The following is a 19,965-nucleotide window of genomic DNA, read 5'->3' on the forward strand; positions in this document are numbered from 1 at the left end:
ACCTCGATGACCCAATGGCTCGAGCAGCAAGCCTCCGTCCGGGACCGCCGTGGTTTGGTCCGCCGCCCGCTCCCCCGCAACGCGGACGAACAGCTCATCGACCTGGCCAGCAACGACTATCTGGGCCTCGCAACGGATCCGCGGCTTGCCGAGGCCGCCGCGGCAGCCGTTTCATCGTGGGGTGCGGGAGCCACGTCCTCGCGGCTGGTTGCCGGAACCACCCGGCTGCATCTGGACCTCGAGCAGGAACTGGCCACGCTGGCCGGTATGGAGACGGCACTGGTGTTTTCCTCCGGCTATCTGGCGAACATGGGTGTGATCACTGCACTCGGCGGTCCGGGGACCCTGATTGTCGCGGATGAACACTGCCATGCCTCGATGATCGACGGATTTCGGCTCAGCCGCTCCCGCACCGAATCGTTCACCCACAACAGCGTGGAGGACGCCGGCCGGCTGCTCGCGGACCGGCTGGAGCCGCGCGCACTCATCGCCGTTGAATCCCTCTACAGCGTCCTTGGTGACGAAGCCCCGCTCGCTGGTCTGCTGGCCCTGGCCGGGCAGTACGACGCGGCGCTTCTGATCGACGAGGCCCATAGTCTAGGTGTCACCGGTGCCGGCGCCTTTCAGGGCCGCGGCTCGGTGGCCGGGACGGCCCTTGCCGGGCATCCGAACGTGATCGTGACCGCGACGCTGTCCAAGGCCCTGGGCAGCCAGGGCGGGGCGGTCCTGGGATCCGCGTTGCTGCGGGAACACCTCGTCAACCGTGCCCGAAGCTTCATCTTCGACACCGGCCTGGCGCCGGCCTCTGCAGCGGCGGCCCTCGCCGGGGTGCGGATCATCCGGGATGAACCTTGGCGGGCCGGATCCGTCCGAAGCAATGCTGCGGCCCTGGCCGCCGGACTCGCCCCGGCCCTTGCAGCCCGCGGCGCTGAGGTCGAGCACGGGGCGGGGGCGGTCCAGTCCATTCCTATGCCGTCGGCCGAATCGGCCCTGGCAGCCACCGGGGCCGCGCGCACCGCCGGCGTTCGGATCGGCTGCTTCCGCCCCCCGTCCGTTCCGGACGGGATTTCCCGGCTGCGGCTCACCGCCCGGGCCACCCTTACACCTAAGGAAATCGAAGACAGCTGCGCCGTACTGCGCAGCATTTTGGAGGAACTTCCATGAACCTGCCCGGCATCATCATGATCACCGGAACGGACACCGGCGTCGGCAAGACCATCACAACGGCGGCCCTCGCCGCCGCCCTCCACGAACAAGGGCGCAGCGTCGCGGTCTACAAGCCCTGCCAGTCAGGAGCCGCCGTCGGCGATTCCGACACAGCCGAAATCATCCGGCTCGCCGGCGACGTGACAGCAGAAACCGGGGTGGTTCTCCAGGAGCCATTGGCGCCCGTCGCGGCAGCCGCCATCGATAAAACACCCCTGCCCCGGGTGGCTGCGCACGCCGGGAGGGTCCGCGAGCTGGCCGCCTCCCACGACCACGTCCTGGTCGAGGGCGCAGGCGGCCTGCTGGTGGACCTGGATTCCGACGGCTGCACCCTCGCGGACCTCGGCTCACTCCTGGCAGCGGCATTCGTGGTCGTCGCGCGGCCGGACCTTGGCACCCTGAACCACACCGCTCTGACTCTCGAAGCGCTGCAAACACGGGACCTGCAGGTCCTCGGCGTAGTGCTGGGAAGCTGGCCAGGCAACCCAGGCGTCGTACACCACACCAACCGACAGGTGCTCGGATCCCTGCGGGTGCGTTTTCTCGGCGCCCTCCCTGGGCATGCCTCCGAACTGTCCCCGCCCGCTTTCCGTACCGAAGCAGCCGCCTGGCTGAACGGTCTACCCGCATGAACCCGACCCCAACGACCACCGGACCCGCGCAGCCGCTGGCAGAAAGCCCGGGACAGTGGCAGAGCTCTGAGCAGCCGCGCTGCCCGTACATGGTGGTGCGTGACCCGGATATGGTCCGCGAAGTGCTGCACCGACCGGATGTTTTCAGCCCCGCGAACGCCCTCGTCGCGGTCACGCCCCTGGCTGGGCCTGCCCTGCGCGTGCTGCAGCGTGTTCGCTTTGCGTTGCCTCCCGTGCTCGCCAGCAACGACACCGACACGCACGCCGGGATCCGTAAGATCGTGGCAGGGTTTTTCACGCCCGCCACGGTCGCGGCCATGGAGCCGCGGATCCGGGAACTGGCACAGGAAGCGGCACGGAATGCCGCAGACCAGCTCGTGAGGTCCGGGCCTGTGGACCTCGTCCAGACGGTGGCGGCGTTCCCCCCGGCAATTGTCATGCTCGAACTCCTCGGGCTGCCCGTACGGGACCTTGCAGACCTCAAACGCTGGAGTCTTGACTCCATGGAGCTGTTCTGGGGCTGGCCCGACGAAGCCCGGCAACTCGAACTCGCCCACAGCGCGGCGGAATCCTACCTCTGGCTGCGCAAACTCGTCGCAGAATCCCTGACGGCACCGGGATGCAACCTCTTCAAATCCCTCGCCGAACACGGCCTGTCAACCCCCGAAATCTGCTCGCTCGGCTATTTTCTGCTCATCGCCGGACAGGAAACAACCACCCAGCTGATTAGCACCACCCTGTTCCGACTCCTTGAAGAATCCAACCCAGTGGACTGGAAGGACGCCGCATCCGGGGAAGGCTCCAGGAGCGCGGTCCGACACGTGCTCGCCACTGAATCATCAGTCCCCACCTGGCGCCGTGTCGCCGCACACGATACCAACATCGCCGGCTCGCAGATTTCGGCGGGCACCGAAATCGTCCTCGAACTGAGCGGCAACCACACCACGAGACCAGCCCAAACCCGAGGTTCCTCGCCCCGAACGCAAGAGGCCCAGCACAAACCACCCACCACATACGGCCTGGTTTTTGGCTCGGGGATCCACCGCTGCCTCGGTGCCAAACTCGCAGAACTCGAGGCCGCCATCATTGTCCAGGAAACCGCCATATCACTTCCGCGAATACAGCTCCGGGACGTGAATCCAGACTGGATCCGGCTCCTGTCATTCCAAGCCCCCCGGACAGTTGTCGTGGCAGCCCAGCCACTCGGACCGCACTGACTTTGCTCAGAGGAACGAAATCGGCGGAATTCAAAGGTCCTACCGCCAGCGACGTAACCAAACACCAGGGACCGGCTGCGTGCGCAGCCCTCAACAGCACGGGCCCGGATTTCAAGGCCAACGCGCGGAATTAGTGCCCAGTCAGCCACCCGGATTCGGCCCCCAGGGATCGCGGGACCTGGGCAGCTCAGGCAGCCAGGCGGGCTGCCCGAGCCGGGACCGGCGTGTAGGTGGTGCCGTCGCGGAGCATGGCCCAAAGGACGTTCAGGCGGCGCCGGGCCAGGGAGAGCATGGCCTGGATATGGGTTTTGCCTTCGGCGCGTTTTCGGTCGTAGTAGGTCCGTGAGGCGGGGCAGCTTTTCAGGGCTGATAGCCCGGAGAGGTAGAAGACCCGGAGGAGTCTGCGATCGTAGCGGCGGGGGCGGTGGTGGTTTCCGGTGATCCGGCCGGAGTCCCGGGGCGCGGGGGCGAGTCCGGCGACGCCGGCGAACCGGTCCGCGGTTTCAAAGACCGTAAGGTCCCCGCCGGTGGCGCCAAGTAACTCAGCGGCCAGGACGGGTCCGAAACCGGGCATGCTGAGCAGGGACGGGGTGTGCCGGTGTTCGCTGACTTTCTCGCTGATTAGCGCGTCCAGCTCGGCCAGTTCCTTGTCCAGGGTGATGATTTCCTGTGCGAGGGCGGCGACTATCTGTTCTCCAAGGTGTTGGGCCGGGACGGTGATGTGCTGGGATTTCGCGGCGTCGACGGCGGCCTGGGCGACCGCGGCGGAGGAACGGGTGCCGTGTTTCTTCAGCCAGGCGTGGATCCTGGTCTGGCCGGTGCGGCGGATCCCGTCCGGGGTCCGGTGTTTGGTCAGCAGGGTCAGGGCCGCTTTGGAGCGGCTGTAGTCAAAGGCCCGCTCCAAGGCCGGGAAGTATTCGAGCAGTTGGGCCTGCAGGCGGTTGATCGCCCGGACCCGGTCCGCGGATTTGTCGGCCCGGCGGGCGGTGAGGAGCCGCAGCCCTGTGCAGATCTCATCCCCGGCCCGCAGCGGCTGCAGGTCGCGGCGCATCCGGGCCTGGTCGGCGATCACGGCGGCGTCTTTCGCGTCCGTTTTGCCCTCGCCGCGGTAGAGCTTGGAGGCGTGGTGGACGATCCGGCCCGGGATGTAGAGGATGGTCTGGCCGTGGGCGACGAGGATGGCGATCAGCAGCGCCGGCCCGCCGTGGTTCAGGTCCGTTGCCCAGATGACCTCGTCCCCGTCCCCGAGTTTCAAGACGTTGACGATGAGCTCGAGCAGGGCTGGTTCGTCGTTGGGAACTCGTTGGGAGAGCAGCCGGTTTCCGGCGGCGTCGATCACAACGCAGTGATGATGGGCTTTGCCGGCATCGATACCGGCCCACAATTTCGTCAAAACAGCCTCCAGTCTGTCGGATGGGTCGAACCCGGCAGATAACCGCGCCGTCGTGTCCTTATCCGGCGATTCAAGTCGCGTCTCTCAATCAGCGGTCGGGTCATCGCGGGGCGCCGGGCGGCCAATCCTACGAAGCCGTCACGACCTGGATCGTCCGGACCACAGCAACAAAGCCATACCCGCCTCCCCCGGGTAGCCACGACCCTACAACGGCCACGGAACCACCCGTCAACACCATAAGGACAGCAGCCAAAAAACGTCGAAGACGTCAGAACGGGGTGGCTTGTGAAAAAGTGAAATATCCGACGCTAAGGTTTTGCCGGTCGTCGTAGTGGCCTGTATTTGCCGGGTTTGATGTGGCTGGTCCGGGGCCAGGTGTAGTCGCCGGTGAGGTTGATGTGTTCCCAGCCCAGCGGTGAGAGGAACCGCAGGAGGTCCGGGTCAATGTCACCGCCGCTGCTGGTCAGGGTGGCGACGGCGCGGTCGAGGTAGACCGTGTTCCAGAGCACGATGGCTGCGGTGAGAAGGTTCAGCCCGCTGGCGCGGTAGCGCTGCTGCTCGAAGGAGCGGTCACGGATTTCGCCGAGCCGGTTGAAAAACACGGCCCGGGCCAGGGTGTTCCGGGCTTCGCCCTTGTTCAGGCCGGCGGTGACTTTCCGGCGCAGGCCGGGGTCCTGGAGCCAGTCCAGCAGGAAGAGCGTCCGTTCGAGTCTTCCCAGTTCCCGCAGGGCGAGGGCGAGCCCGTTCTGGCGGGGGTAGGCGCCGAGTTTCCGCATCATCAGGGACGCGGTCACAGTGCCGGTTTTGATGGACGCGGCGAGGCGGAGGATCTCGTCCCAGTGCAGGGCGATCGTTGTGGTGTTGATGCTCCCGCCGATCAGCGGAGCCAGTGTCGTCAGCCCGGAGTCGTTGGCGGGCGTGTAGAGGCGGGTGTCGCCGATGTTGCGGATCCGTGGTGCGAACCGGTAGCCGAGCAGGTGCATGAGGGCGAAGAGATGGTCCGTGAATCCGGCGGTGTCGGTGTAGTGTTCCTGGATTTGCAGTTCAGACTCGTGATAGAGCAGCCCGTCCAGGACGTAGGTCGCGTCGCGGTCCCCGACGTTGACGAGTTTACTGTGGAAGGGCGAGTACTGGTCCGAGACGTGCGTGTAGACGAGCCGGCCGGGTTCGGCACCGTACTTGGGGTTCACGTGGCCGGTGGACTCGGCTTTGCTACCGGCCCGGAAGCGCTGCCCGTCAGAGGACGAGGTGGTCCCGTCGCCCCATTGTGCGGCAAAGGGGTGGCCGTGCTGGGTGTTCACCAGTTCCGCCAGCGCGGCGCTGTAGGTTTCGTCCCGGATATACGAGGCCTGGTGGCGGTCCAGCCGGGCGTAGGTGACGCCAGTGCAGGACTCGGCCATTTTCGTTAGCCCCAGGTTGATCCCGTCGGCCAGGATGGCGGTGAGCAGGAGCTGCCTGTCCTTGGAGGGGTGGCCGGATTTAAGGCTGGTGAAGTGGCGGGTGAATCCGGTCCAGCTATCGACTTCCATCAGCAGGTCGGTGATCCGGATTCGCGGGAACATGGCGCTTACCTGGTCGATCAGTGGCTGCGCATATGCGGGGACGATCGTCTCCAGTGGGGTGATTTTCACACCTTTCTCGGTGACCAGCACCCCGGGGAGTTCGTCGCGGGCGGCGAGGTCGTTGACTTCCTTCAGCCGCTTCTGAAGGAGGGCAAGCCTGCCCTCGAGGTACTGGGGGCTTCCATCGGTCGTGATCAGAGGCAGCTTCCCGGAGTTCTTTATCCCGGTGTAGTCATCGCTGGCAAGAAGGTAGTCATCGAAGTCGCGGAACTGACGTGATCCGGTGACCCATATGTCCCCGGAACGCAGGGCATTCTTCAGTTCCGCGAGGGCGCAGAACTCATAAAAGCCACGGTGGACGCCGTCGTCGGTGAAGACCAGCGGCTTCCACCGTGGCCTGATGAACGAGGTGGGTGCATCCTCCGGGATCCTCCGGGCGCCGGTGGTGTTCAGAGCTCGGATGAGGTTGATCGCGGCCAGCAGGTCCTGTGCCGCGGGTGCGGCGTGGAGGTCAAGGACGGCAAGGAACGCCGGCGTATAGCGGCGCAGCGTGGTGAAGTGGGCGCTGACCAGGGCCAGATGATCTTCAAAGGCCGGCTTGGTCAGTTTCTTGGCCTGGGCGATGCTTTCGGCCAGGGATTCCCAGCCGATGGCTGTTTCGATCGCGGCGAAGGGGTCTTCGCCGTTTTTCTTCGCCTCAAAGAGGGCATCACCGAGCCTTGAGTGCATGCGCATCATGGCTGTGACGGTGGAGCGGGACGCCAGCGTGGCCTGGTTTTGCTTGTTCTGCGCGGTCCGGATGAGCCGGCCAATGATCCGGTCGTGCAGATCGATGATTTCGTCGGTGACCGTTGCCATGCTTTCGGCGGCCATGGCAAAGAGAGTCGCGTACCTGCGCGCGGGTTCAAACTTGGCCAGATCCGCCGCGGTCATGGAGGCGCCCTCCCGGGCAAGCTTCAGCAGCCGGTTCCGGTGCACCAGCCGGGCCGCCGCCCACGGGAGATCAAGGGCACGCCAGGTAGTGAGCCGGTCGATGTGCTCGTTCATCGCCCGCGCGTTGGCACGCAGCGGTGCCTGCCGCAACCAGCCGATTTCAGTCGATGAACTCTCAGGGCGACGGAGCAGCAGCCCGTCCAGTCGTTTGCAGTGTTCCACGGACAGCTGCTCACACAGGGTGGCGTAAATGTTCCGGTTCGCCCTGGTCAGGGCCTGGGCGCAGGCCCGTTCAATGACGCTGACGCCAGGCAGAGCGACCTTCCTTGCCCGCAGGAGGTCCCTCGCGCCTTCAACCAGGAGCAAACCCTTGTCTGTTTGCGCAGCCACGGCGCCCACGTGCTCCACGAGCTGGCGGAAGTCTGCAATGCCGAACGCTGACATCCCCAGATACGCGCGGATCTCCCGTCCGTGCTCCTGCCGCGTTTCCTCACGTTGCCCGTAGTCCGCCCATGCCTGGGCCGAAACGGCCAGACGGGAGGCCAGCCAGGAAATCAGTTCAGGGGGCACTTCGGTGTCTTCGGCCAGCGCGACGCCCGGGTGACGCAGCAGAGCCAGTTGGACGGTGAAGCCCAGGCTGTTCGCTTCTCCGCGGCGTTGCCGGATCAACGACATATCCGCCTCGCTGAGCGTGTAACGGGCTGCAAGATCCGCTGTTGCTGCGGGTATGGCTAGGATCTGGCCGCGCTCGGCAGTCGTGAGCAAGGAACGTAGGGCCACGTCAGAAGTCCTTATCTGCTAAACGGCCGTGCCGTCGTTCGGTTGTGGCGCGCAGGGGCCTACTGTTCATGGTTTGGCGAGGTGGCGGTAGATGGTGGGCCGGGTGACGCCGAATTCCTGGGCAATGTGCTCGACCGTGTGGGCCCGTTTTCCGTCGGGGCCTTTTTCATCGTACATTTCGCGGGCCAGCTTGACTTGGCGGGGGCCTAGTTTTGGTTTCTGCCCGCCGGTCCTGCCCCGCGCTCGGGCGGCGGCGAGGCCGTCGCGGGTCCGTTCGGACATCAGGGCGTGTTCGAACTCGGCGATCGAGCCGAGGATCTGGAAGAACATGCGTCCGATGGCTGTGGATGTGTCTATGCCCTGGTCAAGGACGACCAGGTCAACACCACGCACCTGCAGCGTGTTGGATAAATCGATGAGGTTTTCCAGCGACCGGCCGAGCCGGTCGAGTTTGGTGACGACGAGCTGATCTCCTGCCCGGTTGGCGGAGAGCAGCGCTTTGTCGAGTTCGGGCCTGCGGGCGAGTTTCCCGGAGGCTGTGTCAATGAAGATCTGCTCACAGCCGGCCGCTGTCAGGGCGTCGTGCTGGGCTTCGGGGTGCTGGTCATGGGTGGAGACACGTCCGTATCCGATTCGCATCCCAAAAATGTATCAGTAACCCGGTTGGACCTTACATAGGAGGGTACACGCGAAGCATTACAAAATTGGCCTCGTAGTTCCGCACTCTGCGAAAACGCCCTTGATGTGTCTTGCGAACGATCGTTACCGTACCCATCCGACAATGGCTTAGCGCTACTTTTACGCGCATTGGTCGACGCGCTGTTCCCATAATTCGACCGGATTACCCGGCGCGCTGCGCGGGTCACCAATTCTCGTCCCGGAGGCCCGGGCTCCGGAAAGCACAGAACGCCGTCGCGCACGGCGAGGCACGGTCCTTGGGGCAGTATTCGGGCGGGGACGTCACGATAGACCCTATTGCAGACAAAAGAACCCGCCGTCGTTAGAATTCGCTTAAGTGCGGTGTCTTCTTCCTGAATTGCGGGGTCGGCTCCGTGCCCGGATTCCAGGCTCAGCTGGGACCGTGAACAAAGGGAGCAGACAGTGTCGAAAGATGCTAATTCTTTTGGTGTGCCGTCAGACAGGGCAGCGGGGCCGGCCACAGGTCCCGCGTCCGGGGCAGGGGCAGGGGCGAATTGTGCCCGGACGGTCCGGGAGCAGCTCAAACAGCTGCAACGTGCGGTTCGCGATGCTCAGCGACGGAACCTTTTTATGAACCGCGAAGACACTCAATACCTTGCCAGAAGTTATAGGGGCACCCCCAGCTGAGCCGTAGCCGACAAACTGAACCGCCGCTCGCTAACATCCCGGGCGAACACGCCAGCACAACGCTAACGTCCGATATTTCACGAATTCACGACCCATGAGGCCAGCGGAGCAGGATCTGGCCGCGTCGGCGGGGCGCTTACATCCGCGCGAAGTTTCCCACGTTCTTCCTGGTGGAACCTGCCTGAGGCCCCCGGGCACAACCGGTGGGCCGCCCAAAAGTAACGGCCCACCGCTTCGCAGCTTTTAGGCAGCCATCAGCCGGCGGGCCAGGCCGGTGGCCCTGAACTCGTCGAAGTCGCGCACCACTAGTTCGGCTCCCGCCTCGACAAGCCGTTCTTCCGGGCAGTAACCGCTGAGCACCCCCACGGGGACACAGCCGGCTTCCGCCGCGCAGCGCATGTCATACTCCGTGTCGCCGAAGTACAGGGCTTCGCCGCCGTCCCGGAGCTCCGTCAGCACCCGGGCTTTGTCCGCGGCTTCAGTAACAACCGCGCCGAACCGGTCCTCGAGGTCAAAGGACCGGAGTTCGGCGAGCAGGTACCCGGGCCCTGCCGCCGATATGACCGCACACATCTCGCCGGCCGCATTGAGCTCGGCCAGAAAGCCCGCCGTACCGGCGCGCAGGGGCGCTGGCTTCGAAGCCATGGCCGCGTTCCATTCCGCTATGGCGGCCGGGACGTCTCCGGCGCGAACGCCAAGCTTCACGAACATCTCGTCCATCGGCAGCATGAACTTGCGGTCAAACTGATCCGGGCTGATCTCCTGTCCTCCCACCAGCCGCAACGCCGCATTGGTTGCATCACAGGCCCGGCCTGCGTCGTCGGCAATGGTGCCGTTCCAGTCGAAAAGGTATTTCATACGGCGGCCGACAATGCAGCGGCTGTCAGTCCCAGTTCGGAGGCCATGCCCGCCCGGAGCCCGCCAGGGCCGTGGAAAACGTGGATCTTCTCCGGATCAGACCACACCGCAACACGGGAATGCAGCTGCGGGCGCTCAGCGGAGCGGCAGGACAGGAGGAGCACCGAGCCGCCCAGGTCCACATGAACGGTCCTGAGCGGGCCGTTGGGCTCGACCAGGATCACTTCGCCTTCCGTAGTCCAGGCGTTGCCGTGCTCAGGCCGTCCAAGGCGGACGTCCTCGGGCCGGACGCCCAGGACAACGTCGCCCGTCAGGGCTGCGCTGCTGACGTCCGTGGACACCCGTCCGTAGGCCGTCTCCATCGCCCCGGATTCCGTGCGGACCGAGGAGAGGAGGTTCATCGGCGGCGCACCGATGAACCCGGCAACGAAGGCTGAAACGGGAGAATCGTAGAGCTCGTCCGGAGTGCCCAGTTGCACGATGCGCCCGTTATCCATCACGGCAATGCGGTCGGCCATGGACATGGCGTCCTGCTGGTCATGGGTGACGGTCACGCCCGTGGCGCCCTCCTGGCTGATGAGCTGGTGGATTTCGGCGCGCAACGAGATATGGAGCTGGGCATCGAGTCCGGACATGGGCTCGTCGAGGAGTACAACGCCGGCATGCCGGGCCAGTGCGCGCGCCAGGGCAATGCGCTGGCGCTGGCCGCCCGACATCGCCTTCGGACGCCGGTGAAGCAGTTCCTCGACCCGCATCCGGGAGGCAACCTCGCGTGCCCGCGTCTCTGCCTCCTGCTTGGACAGGCCCAGGCCGTGGCGCAGCCCGAGGGTGATGTTGCCCAGAGATGACAGGTGCGGATACAGCGCGAAGTTCTGGAAAACGATCGACACGTCACGCTGGTGGGCGGGCACACCGGACTGATCCTTTCCGTCCAGTTCCACGGTGCCCTCGTCCGGGTGTTCGAGCCCGGCGATGATCCGCAGCAGGGAGGACTTGCCGGATCCCGAGGGTCCCAGGATGGAGAGATTCTCCCTGTCCCGGATGGACAGAGTGACGCCGTCGAGCGCCGTCACGTCGCCGAAGCGCTTGGTGATGTTGGTCAGTTCAATCGCTGTCATGGTTACTTACCCAGCATGGAGTTGATGGACTTCGCGGTGGCGGGCACAACGTCGTCGGCGGGCTTGCCGGTGGCAAGCTGCTCCATCATGGTGCGGACGGTGTTGATGATCTGGGCCGTCTGGGCTCCTTCGAAGCCGCCCCATACCGTCAGCGGCTTGTCATAGGTCCACGCGTAGCGCATCTGGGGAGCGATGTTGTCTCCCTTGAGGAGTTCTTCGGTGGCGAGCTTGTTGACCGGGATGTAGCTGTAGTCCTTGCCGCTGCTCAGGAGCGAGGCTTCCTTGGTGAGCATTTCGGTGATCATTGCCTGTGAGAATGCTGCTTTGCAGGAGTCCTCGGAGATGACCACCCAGCCGTTGCCGCCCGCAGGCAGGTCACCGGCGGGTCCGTTGAGCCCGGGCAGGTCGATCGGTGCCCAGTCCAGGTCCTTCGGAGCTTGCTTGGCAATTTGCGCGATGCGGGACGTCGTGGCCATGTGGAAGGCCAGGTTTCCCGCGGCAAACTGTGCCTGGCCTTCGTTCATGCCCACATTCAGGGACACTTTGTCCTGCGTCAGGCGCGAGAGCAGCCCGATGGCCTCGCGGCCCTTGGGGGTGTCGAAGCCGAACGAGCCGTCCTCGGCCACGTACTTTTCGCCGGAAGACTGCACGAGTGCCTGCGAGAACCAGTCCGGCAGGTCATCCGAAGAGATGTTGATGCTGGGCTTGCCGGTCTTCGCGGTGACCTTCCTGGCAGCGTCCTCCAGTGCTGCGAAGTCCTTGATGGATGCAGGATCGGTAATGCCTGCTTCAGCCAGTATTTTCTTGTTGACCAGCATGGTGGGCGTGGAGATCTGGAACGGTGCCAAATACGTGGTGCCGTTGACTTCCCCGGCCGTCAGGAACTGCTTCTGGTAACCCTCAGGAAGTGTTGCAGGGTCCAGCGGCGCGGGGTTGTAGCTGTCTGTCCAGAACCGGAGCTGACCCAGGCCCGTCATGATCAGGTCCGGCCGCTTACCCACGGCTGAATCCGCGACGATCTGCTTGGTGAGGTCGGAATAGTTGCCGCTCTGGGCGGCGACCGCATCGATTTTAAGTCCGGGGAATTTCTGTTCCATAACCTTCTTTGCGTATTCGACGGCGGGCGTGCCCTGGGGGGCGAACGCCAGTTTGATGGAGGTTTCCTCCGGCTTGCACTGGTCGATGGCGGCTGCCGTGGCGACAGAGACGCCAGAGCCGGACTCAGCACCTCCACAGGCCGAGAGGCTTAGGGCAGTCACTGTGGCGAGTGCGGCGGTGGCAAGGATTTTGCGGCGCATGGGGGGTCCTTCGTGTAAGTGGGGGTCTGCAGTCGGAGGGTTACGGAGTCAGCCGGCTACTTCGGTGCCGGCCATGCCGCGGACAAAGTGTCGCTGGGCGAGGAGGAAGAGGATGATCACGGGTGCGGTCACGATCGCGGCGGCGGCCGAGAGCGCGGGGTAGTCGAAGCCGGTGTCGGCATTCTGGAAAGTTGCAAGGCTCAGTGGCGGGGTCATGATGTCCGGGCTGCGTGCCACCAGGAGCGGCCAAAGGTAGTCGTTCCAGTGGGTGAAGATCGACAGCATAGAGAAGGCAGCTATTGACGGGGCCGCGATCGGCACGACCACCGAGACAAGGGTCCGCAGCGGGCCCAGCCCGTCGGTCTTTGCCGCCTCCATGATGGCGTCCGGCACGGCCATCATCTGCTGGCGCAGCATGAAGATGCCGATGGCGCTCGTGACGAATGGCAGCACCAGGCCCAGCCGGGTATCGCCCAGGCCGAGCAGGTTCAGCCCCACAAAGGTCGGGATCATGGTGGCTTGGTTCGGGATGAGGAGGCAGGCCAGCACCAGGCCGAGGATGAAGCCGGCTCCCCGGAACCTGAACTTGGACAAGGCGTAGGCGGCGGGAATGCAGGTCAGCAGTTGGAGGACCAGGATGCCGAGCGTTACCGCGATGCCGTTGAGCATGGCCTGGCCCAGGTTCGCCTTGTCCCAGGCCCGAATGAAGTTCGACAAATCGAATTCGCCGGGGATGAGGCTCAGGCCCGTGGTGGTCAGGCCCTCCGCGGGGGCCACTGCCGTCCGGAGCATCCAGTAGAAGGGAAACAGTGCAAGCGCGGCCGCCATGATGCCAAGGGCCGTAGCCAGCGCTGTGTGGACTTTGTTCGATGTGGTCATGATGTTTCCTTCGTACGCCGCTGACGTCCGATGACGCCGACGGCAAGCAGCAGGGCGATCAGGATGAAGGAGATGGCGGATGCTTCGCCGATCCGGAAGTACTCGAAGCCCACCTTGTGGGCCGCGGTCATGGCGGTTTCCGAGCTTCCCACCGGACCGCCCTTGGTCATGACGTTGACGATTTCAAAGACCTGGACCGCGCCGGTGATGGACAGGACCGTGACGAACACCACGGTGGGCCGAAGCATCGGCAGGATGACCGTCCGCAGCTTGGTGAAACCCCGGATTCCTTCGACGGCCGTCGCTTCGTGGATGGAGGACGGGATGGTGGTCAGCCCTGCCATGAACAGCAACATGCACAGGGACGTAGCCCGCCACAGCCCCAGCAGAATAACGGTGAACAATGACGTATCGGCTTCATCCAGCCAGTTCACCGGGGCGAGACCGGCGATCCCGAGGAGCTGGTTAGCGAAACCGCCCTGGAACGCGAAGATCCATTTGAACACCACGGCCATGGCCACCATGTTCGCCGTCATGGGCAGGATGAGGGCGGTCTTGGCGAGCCAGCTCCCGCGGCCCATCTTTTCCATGAGCAACGCCAGCAACAGCCCCAGCACAATGGAGGGGATGATCGTGGCCAGCGAATACACCAGCGTGTTCCACGCCGCCTGATGGATCAACGGATCTGCAAAAACCTTTAGGTAATTATTGAAGCCCGCGTACTTCCATGAACCCCCGGACAACGGGATAACGAAGAAGCTCCCGATCAGGGACAACAGGGCCGGCCCGTAGACGAACAGCAACAGGGCCGCCAGGGCGGGCAGCAGCAACAGATACGGTGTCAGGGGCTGCCGGGAGTATCCAGAAGTGGGGGCCTGCTTGGCTGGCCCGCCTCCGGGAGCCGGCGTTGCGGCTGCGACCTTCGCCGCCGAACGCGTCAGCAGGCTCATGATCCGGCTCCCAGATCAAGGGCGAGCAGCCCGCCGTCGACTCCCACCGTGAGGTAGCTGCCGCCCCCGGCGGCCACCAGCGGGGCCGCCAGGGGGACCCCGACGTCGTACGTCCCGGCCGGGGTGCCGTCCAGGCCGAAGCGGCGGATGACGCCGTCGAGCCCTGGCAGCAGCAACGTTTCGCTGGACTCTTCGTAGGCGGGTGCGGCCATGACGGGGTTTGCCTTCATGCGGTAGGCGGTCATGGGGAACGGGGCCAGCCCATCCACTGCTGCATCCCACAGTTGCCCGCCGGTGTCCTTGTCCAGCATGCGGAGACCGCGGCCGGTCACGGTGACCACGTATCCGGCCGGGGTGATGACCGGGGTGGAGGGGCTGTAGCCGCCTTCATGCTGCACGGTCCACTGCGCGGAGCCGGTCTTCCGGTCCAGCTTGGCTGTGCTGGAAATCGCCGGTACCAGGAAGCTGTCCTGGCCGTCGTCGTAGGCCGCGGTCCCGGTGACCCGGAGGTTCCGGGCGGCGTCCCACGGGTCGTCCTGCAGTAGGGGCATGGGCCAGATGGACTTCCCGGTGTGGAGGTCGACGGCGATCGGGGAGTTCGGCGTCGGCCAGAACCCCACCATCACCATGGTGCCCACGATCGCGGGGCTGGAATGCGTGACGATGTTGTGGTGGGGGGACAGATCGGTGCGCCGCCACAGGACCTCTCCGGTGGCAGCGTCCAGGGCGCGGAGGTCGCTCTGGTCGCCGAGCACTACGATGCCTGCCGATTCCACTGGTGACTGCCAGGCGAAGCGCCGGTACGGGTCCGTGGAGGGCGTGGTCCACAGCCGCTCACCGGTTCCGGCAGCCAGGCCCGCTACCGCACCGCTAACTTCGGCAACCACCACGACCTCGCCGGCCAGGACCGGACGCGTCTTGACGGCGGACCCGGTGGACGCCGACCACAGGAGCCGGCCGCTTTCGGCGTCGAGCGCCTCTACCGTCCCGGCAGGGTGGTCCTCAATCTGGGAGCCGGCAAAGATCCGGTCCCCCGCCAGGGTGAGCCCGGCGCGGTGGCCGGCACCGGCCAGCTGGTGGCGCCAGCGGACCAGGGAACTGCCGGATTTGGCGTCATATCCTGCGACGGTGGCCTTGTCGACGTCGAACGCGTGTTCCGGGTTGTGCAGGTAGTGGGCCGGCATGGTGCGGGAGTTCAGCTCCAGGCTGGTACCGTCCCACACCACTTCGCGGAACATTGGCGGGGAATAGTCCAGGCCGGCAAAAAACGGGGTGGGGCTGTTGACGTGCAGGACGCCGTCGATGTCTACCACCCGGGACGTGTGCCAATGGCCGGAGAAGGTGGCCAGCGGCTTCCGCGGGAGCCGGTCCATGACCGGGTGCCCCGGCTGGTCATGCATGCACAGGATATAGGGGGTGTCGTCCCCGGCGGCCGCGAGATCATTGCTGAGCCATTCCTCCTGGACCGTGTGGTCCAGTCCGAGCTCGTGCGTGTGCCAGTCCATCACCACCACGTGCAGGCCGGCAACATCGTAGGAGAACCACCGCGGGCCCACCAACGACTCGTACAGTCCCGGGTCGCCATCGTTGACGATGTAGTTGTTGCGGGAAATGCGCCCTGCCCGTCCGGCGTGCATGTGGTCGTGGTTCCCGGGAACCAGGTTGACGGGAACCGGTGCACCGGCAACGGCGTCCAGCAAACCGGCAAACTCCTCCGGAGATCCGTGGTCCACCAGGTCGCCGGTGACAATCACGGAGCGGCTCGCCGGCGAAAGCTGAGGGAGGTCCTGAATGAATTCCTTCAGCTGGTCAGGCGTTGTCAGGCGTCCTTTGTCGAAAGCCCACTGGTCGGGCTGAGCCATGTCGATGTGCGTATCGGTGATGTGCATGAACTGGTAGGGGAGGCTCTGCTCGGTAGCGTGCAGTTCGAAGACAATCTCCGCGCTGTCGCCGGCATCGGCGGGCACCCGCCTGAACCAGTGGTCCGTATGCCACCCGGTGGGACGGGTCAGGGTAATGAATGGGCCGAAGTGATCGACAGTGAAAGTGCCGTCCGCTCCGGTGGCCACGACGTCCCGACCATTTGTGACGGCGACGCCGGGAAGCGGAATTCCTTCTGCCGTGATGACACGGCCGGTGATGATTTTGGACATGAGGTCTCCAGGATTGAGCGGAATATTCTGGGAAGTGCGCTAACTGCGGTGAAGTTGGGAGAGGATGTCGTTGCTGGCGGACAATGCGGCCATGCGCTGATGGGATCCATGGGTCAGCAGAACCACGATGGCGTCCAGTACAGCCAGATGCACCACACGGCTGGTCATGGCATCGACCCGGTAGGCCGTTTCCTGACTACCCGCCACCACTGACAGCTCAGCGAGGTCAGTCAGGGGTGTTCCGGTAAAGCTGGTGACCGCCACCGTCGCTGCCCCCGCTGCCTTCGCCGCCCGGGATGCTGCCAGTGTTTCCGTGGTGGAACCCGTATGGCTGACGATCAGGCAGGCATCCTCCGGAGTGAGGCGGCTGGCCATGATGTTCTGGACATGTGCGTCGGCGACAAACACAGCATCGACTCCCACCAAGGCAAGCCGATACGCCACATCCGCGGCCAACGGAGCCGACGTGCCGATGCCCAAAACCAGGGTTCTGCGTGCTCTGCCGATACGGGCCGCGACTTCTGCCACGCTGCCGTGGTCAATGTTCCCCGCGGCAGACAGTAACGCCTCGGCAGAACCGAGAACCACCTTGCGGCTAACGGTCCGTTCATCGTCATCGGCCTCGATATCGGCAAGCTGCACAGTTTCGGACGGCGACTCACGGGTCAGGACCAGCTTGAGGGCCTGGAAACCGGCCAGGCCCATGCTTTGGCAGAACCGTACTGCGGACGCGGACGAAACTCCTGCCTCAGCCGCGAACTGGCCGATCGACCGATCGATAATGTTCTGCGGATCTCCCAGAATGGCGCGGGCGATACGCAGCTCCACGGCAGAGAACGAGGCCAGATTTTCCCGGACGGACTCAAGGAACTGGGCCCGGTGCCTGGCGGGGGCTTTGAGTTGTTGCGTGCTCACAACTTCAAGTTAGGTGGCTGAGTCAACGGGCGGGAACACCGGAGGTAAACGAAGAAAAAACATTCCACAAAATGGTCATCTATGAAATTTGCGTTCACGCTGTGACCGGAATCGCGCGTCCATGCAAAAGGCCACGGAATACGGCACATCTTCCGGGTGCGGCGGACTCACCCCCTGGGAGACGAGGCACCGGAGCAGCTTTAGGCGGCGGAGGCACAGCACTTCGGTTTCGTTCCTAGCGTGCGCGGAGGTCGGTGGGTGTGGTGTAAGACCAGACAGCAACTCAGCGTAAATCCTCCAGAACGGCGGGCGTAGTACGTGCTCAGGGCCTACGACGCCCGGCAAAACCTCAGCGTCGGATATTTCACTTTTCCACAAGCCACCCCAGAACAGGGCCAGGGATCCCGGAGCTCTGCGACGGAAGCACTGGGCCCAACAGCCGGCCGCGCCAGCGGACGACCGCTTGGGTGCGAGCCCTGCGAGCATGCCCTTTGTACGACCGTCTGTTGCACCCCTCCCCGCGTTGCCGGCCACCTGCCGGGGCGGGCCGGGCCGATGTGGGACCAGGGCCGGGACGTGGCCGTGAATGGCGGTCCGCCGCCGGCGACCAGCGACGTTACCAGGTCACGTGCGGCGGACCGCCCGACCCCGGGGGCGGGCCGGGACCCTGTGGTTGGTCCGGCCCGCCGTGCCGTGGTTAGTGGAGTCCGGGCCGGTGTTCGGCGGCGAAGAGGACTGCCACGATTTCGTTGTGCCAGTCCAGTGCGGCGTACTGGCGGGTGGTGTCGAGGATTCCCGGGTCTACGCGGGCCTCGGTGGTCACGGCTTCGGCCATGCCGCGGATGTGGGCGGCGAGGTCGGCGGCCGCGTCGGCACTGTAGGTCACGGGGGACTTCTGCACGATGGCGGCGAGGGTTTCGAGGAACACCACGGTCTGGGCCGGGTTTTCGGTGATGCTGTTGCCGGTGGTCATGGTTCTTGGCTCCTTGGAGGGGTTGGGGGCCTGCCGGGCGGTGTCCCGCCCGGCAGGCTGTGGGTGGTGGTTTAGGCGGCGTTGGGCCGGAAGGGCATCCGGTAGCGGGACGGGAGTTCCGCGGCGGCTTCGGGCAGGTCGTCCGGGCCGTGGGCCTGTCCGTTCTTCCAGTGGTAGAAGGCCTGCTCGGTGATCGCGTCCCACTGGCGGGCTTTGGTCCGGTAGTAGGTGCAGGTCACGTCGCCCTCGCAGTAGGTGGCGACGCCGAACAGGTTCCCGATCTCGTCCGCGGTGCGGGTCGCGGCGACCATGACGTAGGGCCAGTTGCCCAGGTCCCAGCCGTCTGCGCCCCACACGGGGATGACGGTCCAGCCGTGTTCGCCGATCAGGTCCATCCACTCGTAGCCGCCGTTGAGGTGGTAGTCGCCGAGGACGGTCACGCCGTCGATGGTTTCGTCGGTGTCCTGCGTCGTCACGGTCTTCTTGGTGATTGCGTTCATGGTGTTGCTCCTTTTTGCCCAAGGATTCGGTGGGTGGGGCGGCTCAGGTGACCGGCCAGCGTCCCCTCTCCCTCCGTTGTTTTTTGGCTGCTGGCGGAGCTTGCGGAGCTGTGCCCGACGGAGGCCTGTCTACCGAAGGCAAGGGGCGGGAAATTCCCGGAGGAAATAAGCGACGAAGGAGCGCCGGAGGGACATTTCCTGCACCGCAGGCCCCGGAGGACCGGAGGGGCTAGACGGGCTGGAGCGGGCACGTACGATCCGAAGGACAGCAGCCAAAAAACGTCGAAGACGTAGACAACAGGGCCAGGGCAGCCGGAGCTCTGCGACGGAGGCACTGGACCCAACAGCCGGCCGCGCCAGCGGACGACCGATAACTGGTTGGAGCGCAGCGGAAACCAGTCCCTCCCCGGACGCCGCGGCACACGCCCGGTTCCCTTCGCCGGCGCGAGTCCTCGTGGCAGGATGAGCCCCATCATGGACAGACTGCTGCGGAAGGCCCCGTACCCGGAGTGGGTGCTGATGTACCGGCTCGGGCTGGGCCGGGACCGCATCGCCGCCCTTGTCCGCACCCCGCCTGCGACCGTCGACTACCACCTGCGCGTGGCCCGTCGCCAGGACCCCCAGCTTCAAGCGGCACACCGGGCCGCAGGGGCAGCGCCGTCTGTGGCCGCCGTGGCGCGGATGGAGGAAGTCATTGCCTGGGTCACCGGCGCTGGCCGGCTGTCGCGAGGCCGCTCCGATGACCAGGCAGAGCGTTCTATGGAGGCATGGATCAGGCAACGCCGCAGCGAGGCGGCCGCCGGCACCCTCCACGCCGTTTACCGGGACGGGCTTGCCCGGATTCCCGGCTGGGACACCAACGCCAGGGCAGCTGCAGACGAAGCACGCTGGCATGCCAGGCTGGACGAGCTGCGCCGCTACCGGGCCGAGGGCAACGACTGGCCACGCCACCAGAAATACGCCACCGAGCAGGAACACTCCCTCGGGGTGTGGATCCACATCCAAAGGCAGAAGCTCAGGGAAGGCACCCTCTCCCCCGACAAAGCCGCCCAGCTCGACGCCGCAGTCCCGGGCTGGCTGCAGGGACGAGGACGGGGACGCCCTGCGCGGCCCTAACCGGGCATGCGCCCCGGTTGTGCCCATTGGGGTCAGGTGGAGCCCTCCGCGCAGCTCAGAGCTGTCCCCACTGGCGTGCAACCGGGCGCCCAGAACGCACTGGCGGAGATTGTCGTAGGGGTGGCCCATAATTACTTCAGCGGTCGGAAGCGGCCG

16 protein-coding genes are annotated in these 19,965 nt (G+C 65.2%); 4 read left to right on the forward strand and 12 right to left on the reverse strand.

The window, feature by feature from the left end; all coding sequences use genetic code 11:
- The first annotated feature begins 6 nt into the window (after window positions 1-6).
- Genes IEW19_RS16755 through IEW19_RS16765 form a run of 3 tightly spaced genes read left to right on the forward strand, consistent with a single transcriptional unit; the run spans window position 7 to window position 3,055 of the window.
- Complete coding sequence (locus tag IEW19_RS16755; protein ID WP_188572788.1) at window positions 7-1,164, forward strand: 8-amino-7-oxononanoate synthase; 1,158 nt, start codon at window positions 7-9, stop codon at window positions 1,162-1,164.
- Window positions 1,161-1,838, forward strand: a complete 678-nt coding sequence (gene bioD, locus IEW19_RS16760) for a dethiobiotin synthase (protein ID WP_188572738.1) — start codon at window positions 1,161-1,163, stop codon at window positions 1,836-1,838. Before IEW19_RS16755 ends, bioD begins: the two co-directional genes overlap by 4 nt.
- Complete coding sequence (locus tag IEW19_RS16765; protein ID WP_308420014.1) at window positions 1,835-3,055, forward strand: cytochrome P450 family protein; 1,221 nt, start codon at window positions 1,835-1,837, stop codon at window positions 3,053-3,055. The genes bioD and IEW19_RS16765 overlap by 4 nt, the downstream gene beginning before the upstream one ends.
- 187 nt (window positions 3,056-3,242) lie before the next feature.
- Here IEW19_RS16765 and IEW19_RS16770 read toward each other — a convergent pair whose 3' ends face one another.
- The 12 genes from IEW19_RS16770 to IEW19_RS16825 form a co-directional block, all read right to left on the reverse strand.
- On the reverse strand, window positions 3,243-4,448 hold the full coding sequence (locus IEW19_RS16770) for an IS110 family RNA-guided transposase (RefSeq protein WP_229748535.1): 1,206 nt from the start codon (window positions 4,446-4,448) through the stop codon (window positions 3,243-3,245).
- A 308-nt stretch (window positions 4,449-4,756) separates the two neighbouring features.
- Window positions 4,757-7,723 carry a Tn3 family transposase gene (locus tag IEW19_RS16775; protein ID WP_188572739.1) on the reverse strand — a complete coding sequence of 989 codons (2,967 nt, stop codon included), beginning with the start codon at window positions 7,721-7,723 and terminating at the stop codon, window positions 4,757-4,759.
- 66 nt (window positions 7,724-7,789) lie between these two features.
- A complete protein-coding gene (locus tag IEW19_RS16780) occupies window positions 7,790-8,362 on the reverse strand; it encodes a recombinase family protein (RefSeq protein ID WP_188572740.1) in 573 nt (190 codons plus the stop codon).
- A gap of 930 nt (window positions 8,363-9,292) precedes the next feature.
- Complete coding sequence (locus IEW19_RS16785; RefSeq protein ID WP_188572741.1) at window positions 9,293-9,907, reverse strand: HAD family hydrolase; 615 nt, start codon at window positions 9,905-9,907, stop codon at window positions 9,293-9,295.
- On the reverse strand, window positions 9,904-11,025 hold the full coding sequence (locus IEW19_RS16790) for an ABC transporter ATP-binding protein (protein WP_188572742.1): 1,122 nt from the start codon (window positions 11,023-11,025) through the stop codon (window positions 9,904-9,906). Before IEW19_RS16790 ends, IEW19_RS16785 begins: the two co-directional genes overlap by 4 nt.
- Window positions 11,026-11,027: 2 nt before the next feature.
- Complete coding sequence (locus tag IEW19_RS16795; protein ID WP_188572743.1) at window positions 11,028-12,323, reverse strand: extracellular solute-binding protein; 1,296 nt, start codon at window positions 12,321-12,323, stop codon at window positions 11,028-11,030.
- 48 nt (window positions 12,324-12,371) lie between these two features.
- Window positions 12,372-13,202, reverse strand: coding sequence for a carbohydrate ABC transporter permease (locus IEW19_RS16800; RefSeq protein ID WP_188572744.1), 831 nt, complete (start codon window positions 13,200-13,202; stop codon window positions 12,372-12,374).
- Complete coding sequence (locus IEW19_RS16805) at window positions 13,199-14,152, reverse strand: carbohydrate ABC transporter permease (protein ID WP_188572745.1); 954 nt, start codon at window positions 14,150-14,152, stop codon at window positions 13,199-13,201. Before IEW19_RS16805 ends, IEW19_RS16800 begins: the two co-directional genes overlap by 4 nt.
- Window positions 14,149-16,305: an outer membrane protein assembly factor BamB family protein gene (locus IEW19_RS16810; RefSeq protein ID WP_188572746.1), complete on the reverse strand. Its 2,157-nt coding sequence runs from the start codon at window positions 16,303-16,305 to the stop codon at window positions 14,149-14,151. The genes IEW19_RS16805 and IEW19_RS16810 overlap by 4 nt, the downstream gene beginning before the upstream one ends.
- A 39-nt stretch (window positions 16,306-16,344) precedes the next feature.
- Window positions 16,345-17,220, reverse strand: a complete 876-nt coding sequence (locus tag IEW19_RS16815) for a MurR/RpiR family transcriptional regulator (protein ID WP_188572747.1) — start codon at window positions 17,218-17,220, stop codon at window positions 16,345-16,347.
- Between the two features lie 697 nt (window positions 17,221-17,917).
- Window positions 17,918-18,193, reverse strand: coding sequence for a hypothetical protein (locus tag IEW19_RS16820; RefSeq protein WP_188572748.1), 276 nt, complete (start codon window positions 18,191-18,193; stop codon window positions 17,918-17,920).
- Between the two features lie 71 nt (window positions 18,194-18,264).
- A complete protein-coding gene (locus IEW19_RS16825) occupies window positions 18,265-18,693 on the reverse strand; it encodes a hypothetical protein (protein ID WP_188572749.1) in 429 nt (142 codons plus the stop codon).
- Between the two features lie 474 nt (window positions 18,694-19,167).
- Between IEW19_RS16825 and IEW19_RS16830 the strand changes: the two genes are divergently transcribed.
- Window positions 19,168-19,809, forward strand: coding sequence for a helicase associated domain-containing protein (locus tag IEW19_RS16830; RefSeq protein WP_188572750.1), 642 nt, complete (start codon window positions 19,168-19,170; stop codon window positions 19,807-19,809).
- Window positions 19,810-19,965 lie beyond the last annotated feature (156 nt).

This window comes from Arthrobacter liuii (assembly GCF_014639275.1).
GTDB lineage: Bacteria > Actinomycetota > Actinomycetes > Actinomycetales > Micrococcaceae > Arthrobacter > Arthrobacter liuii.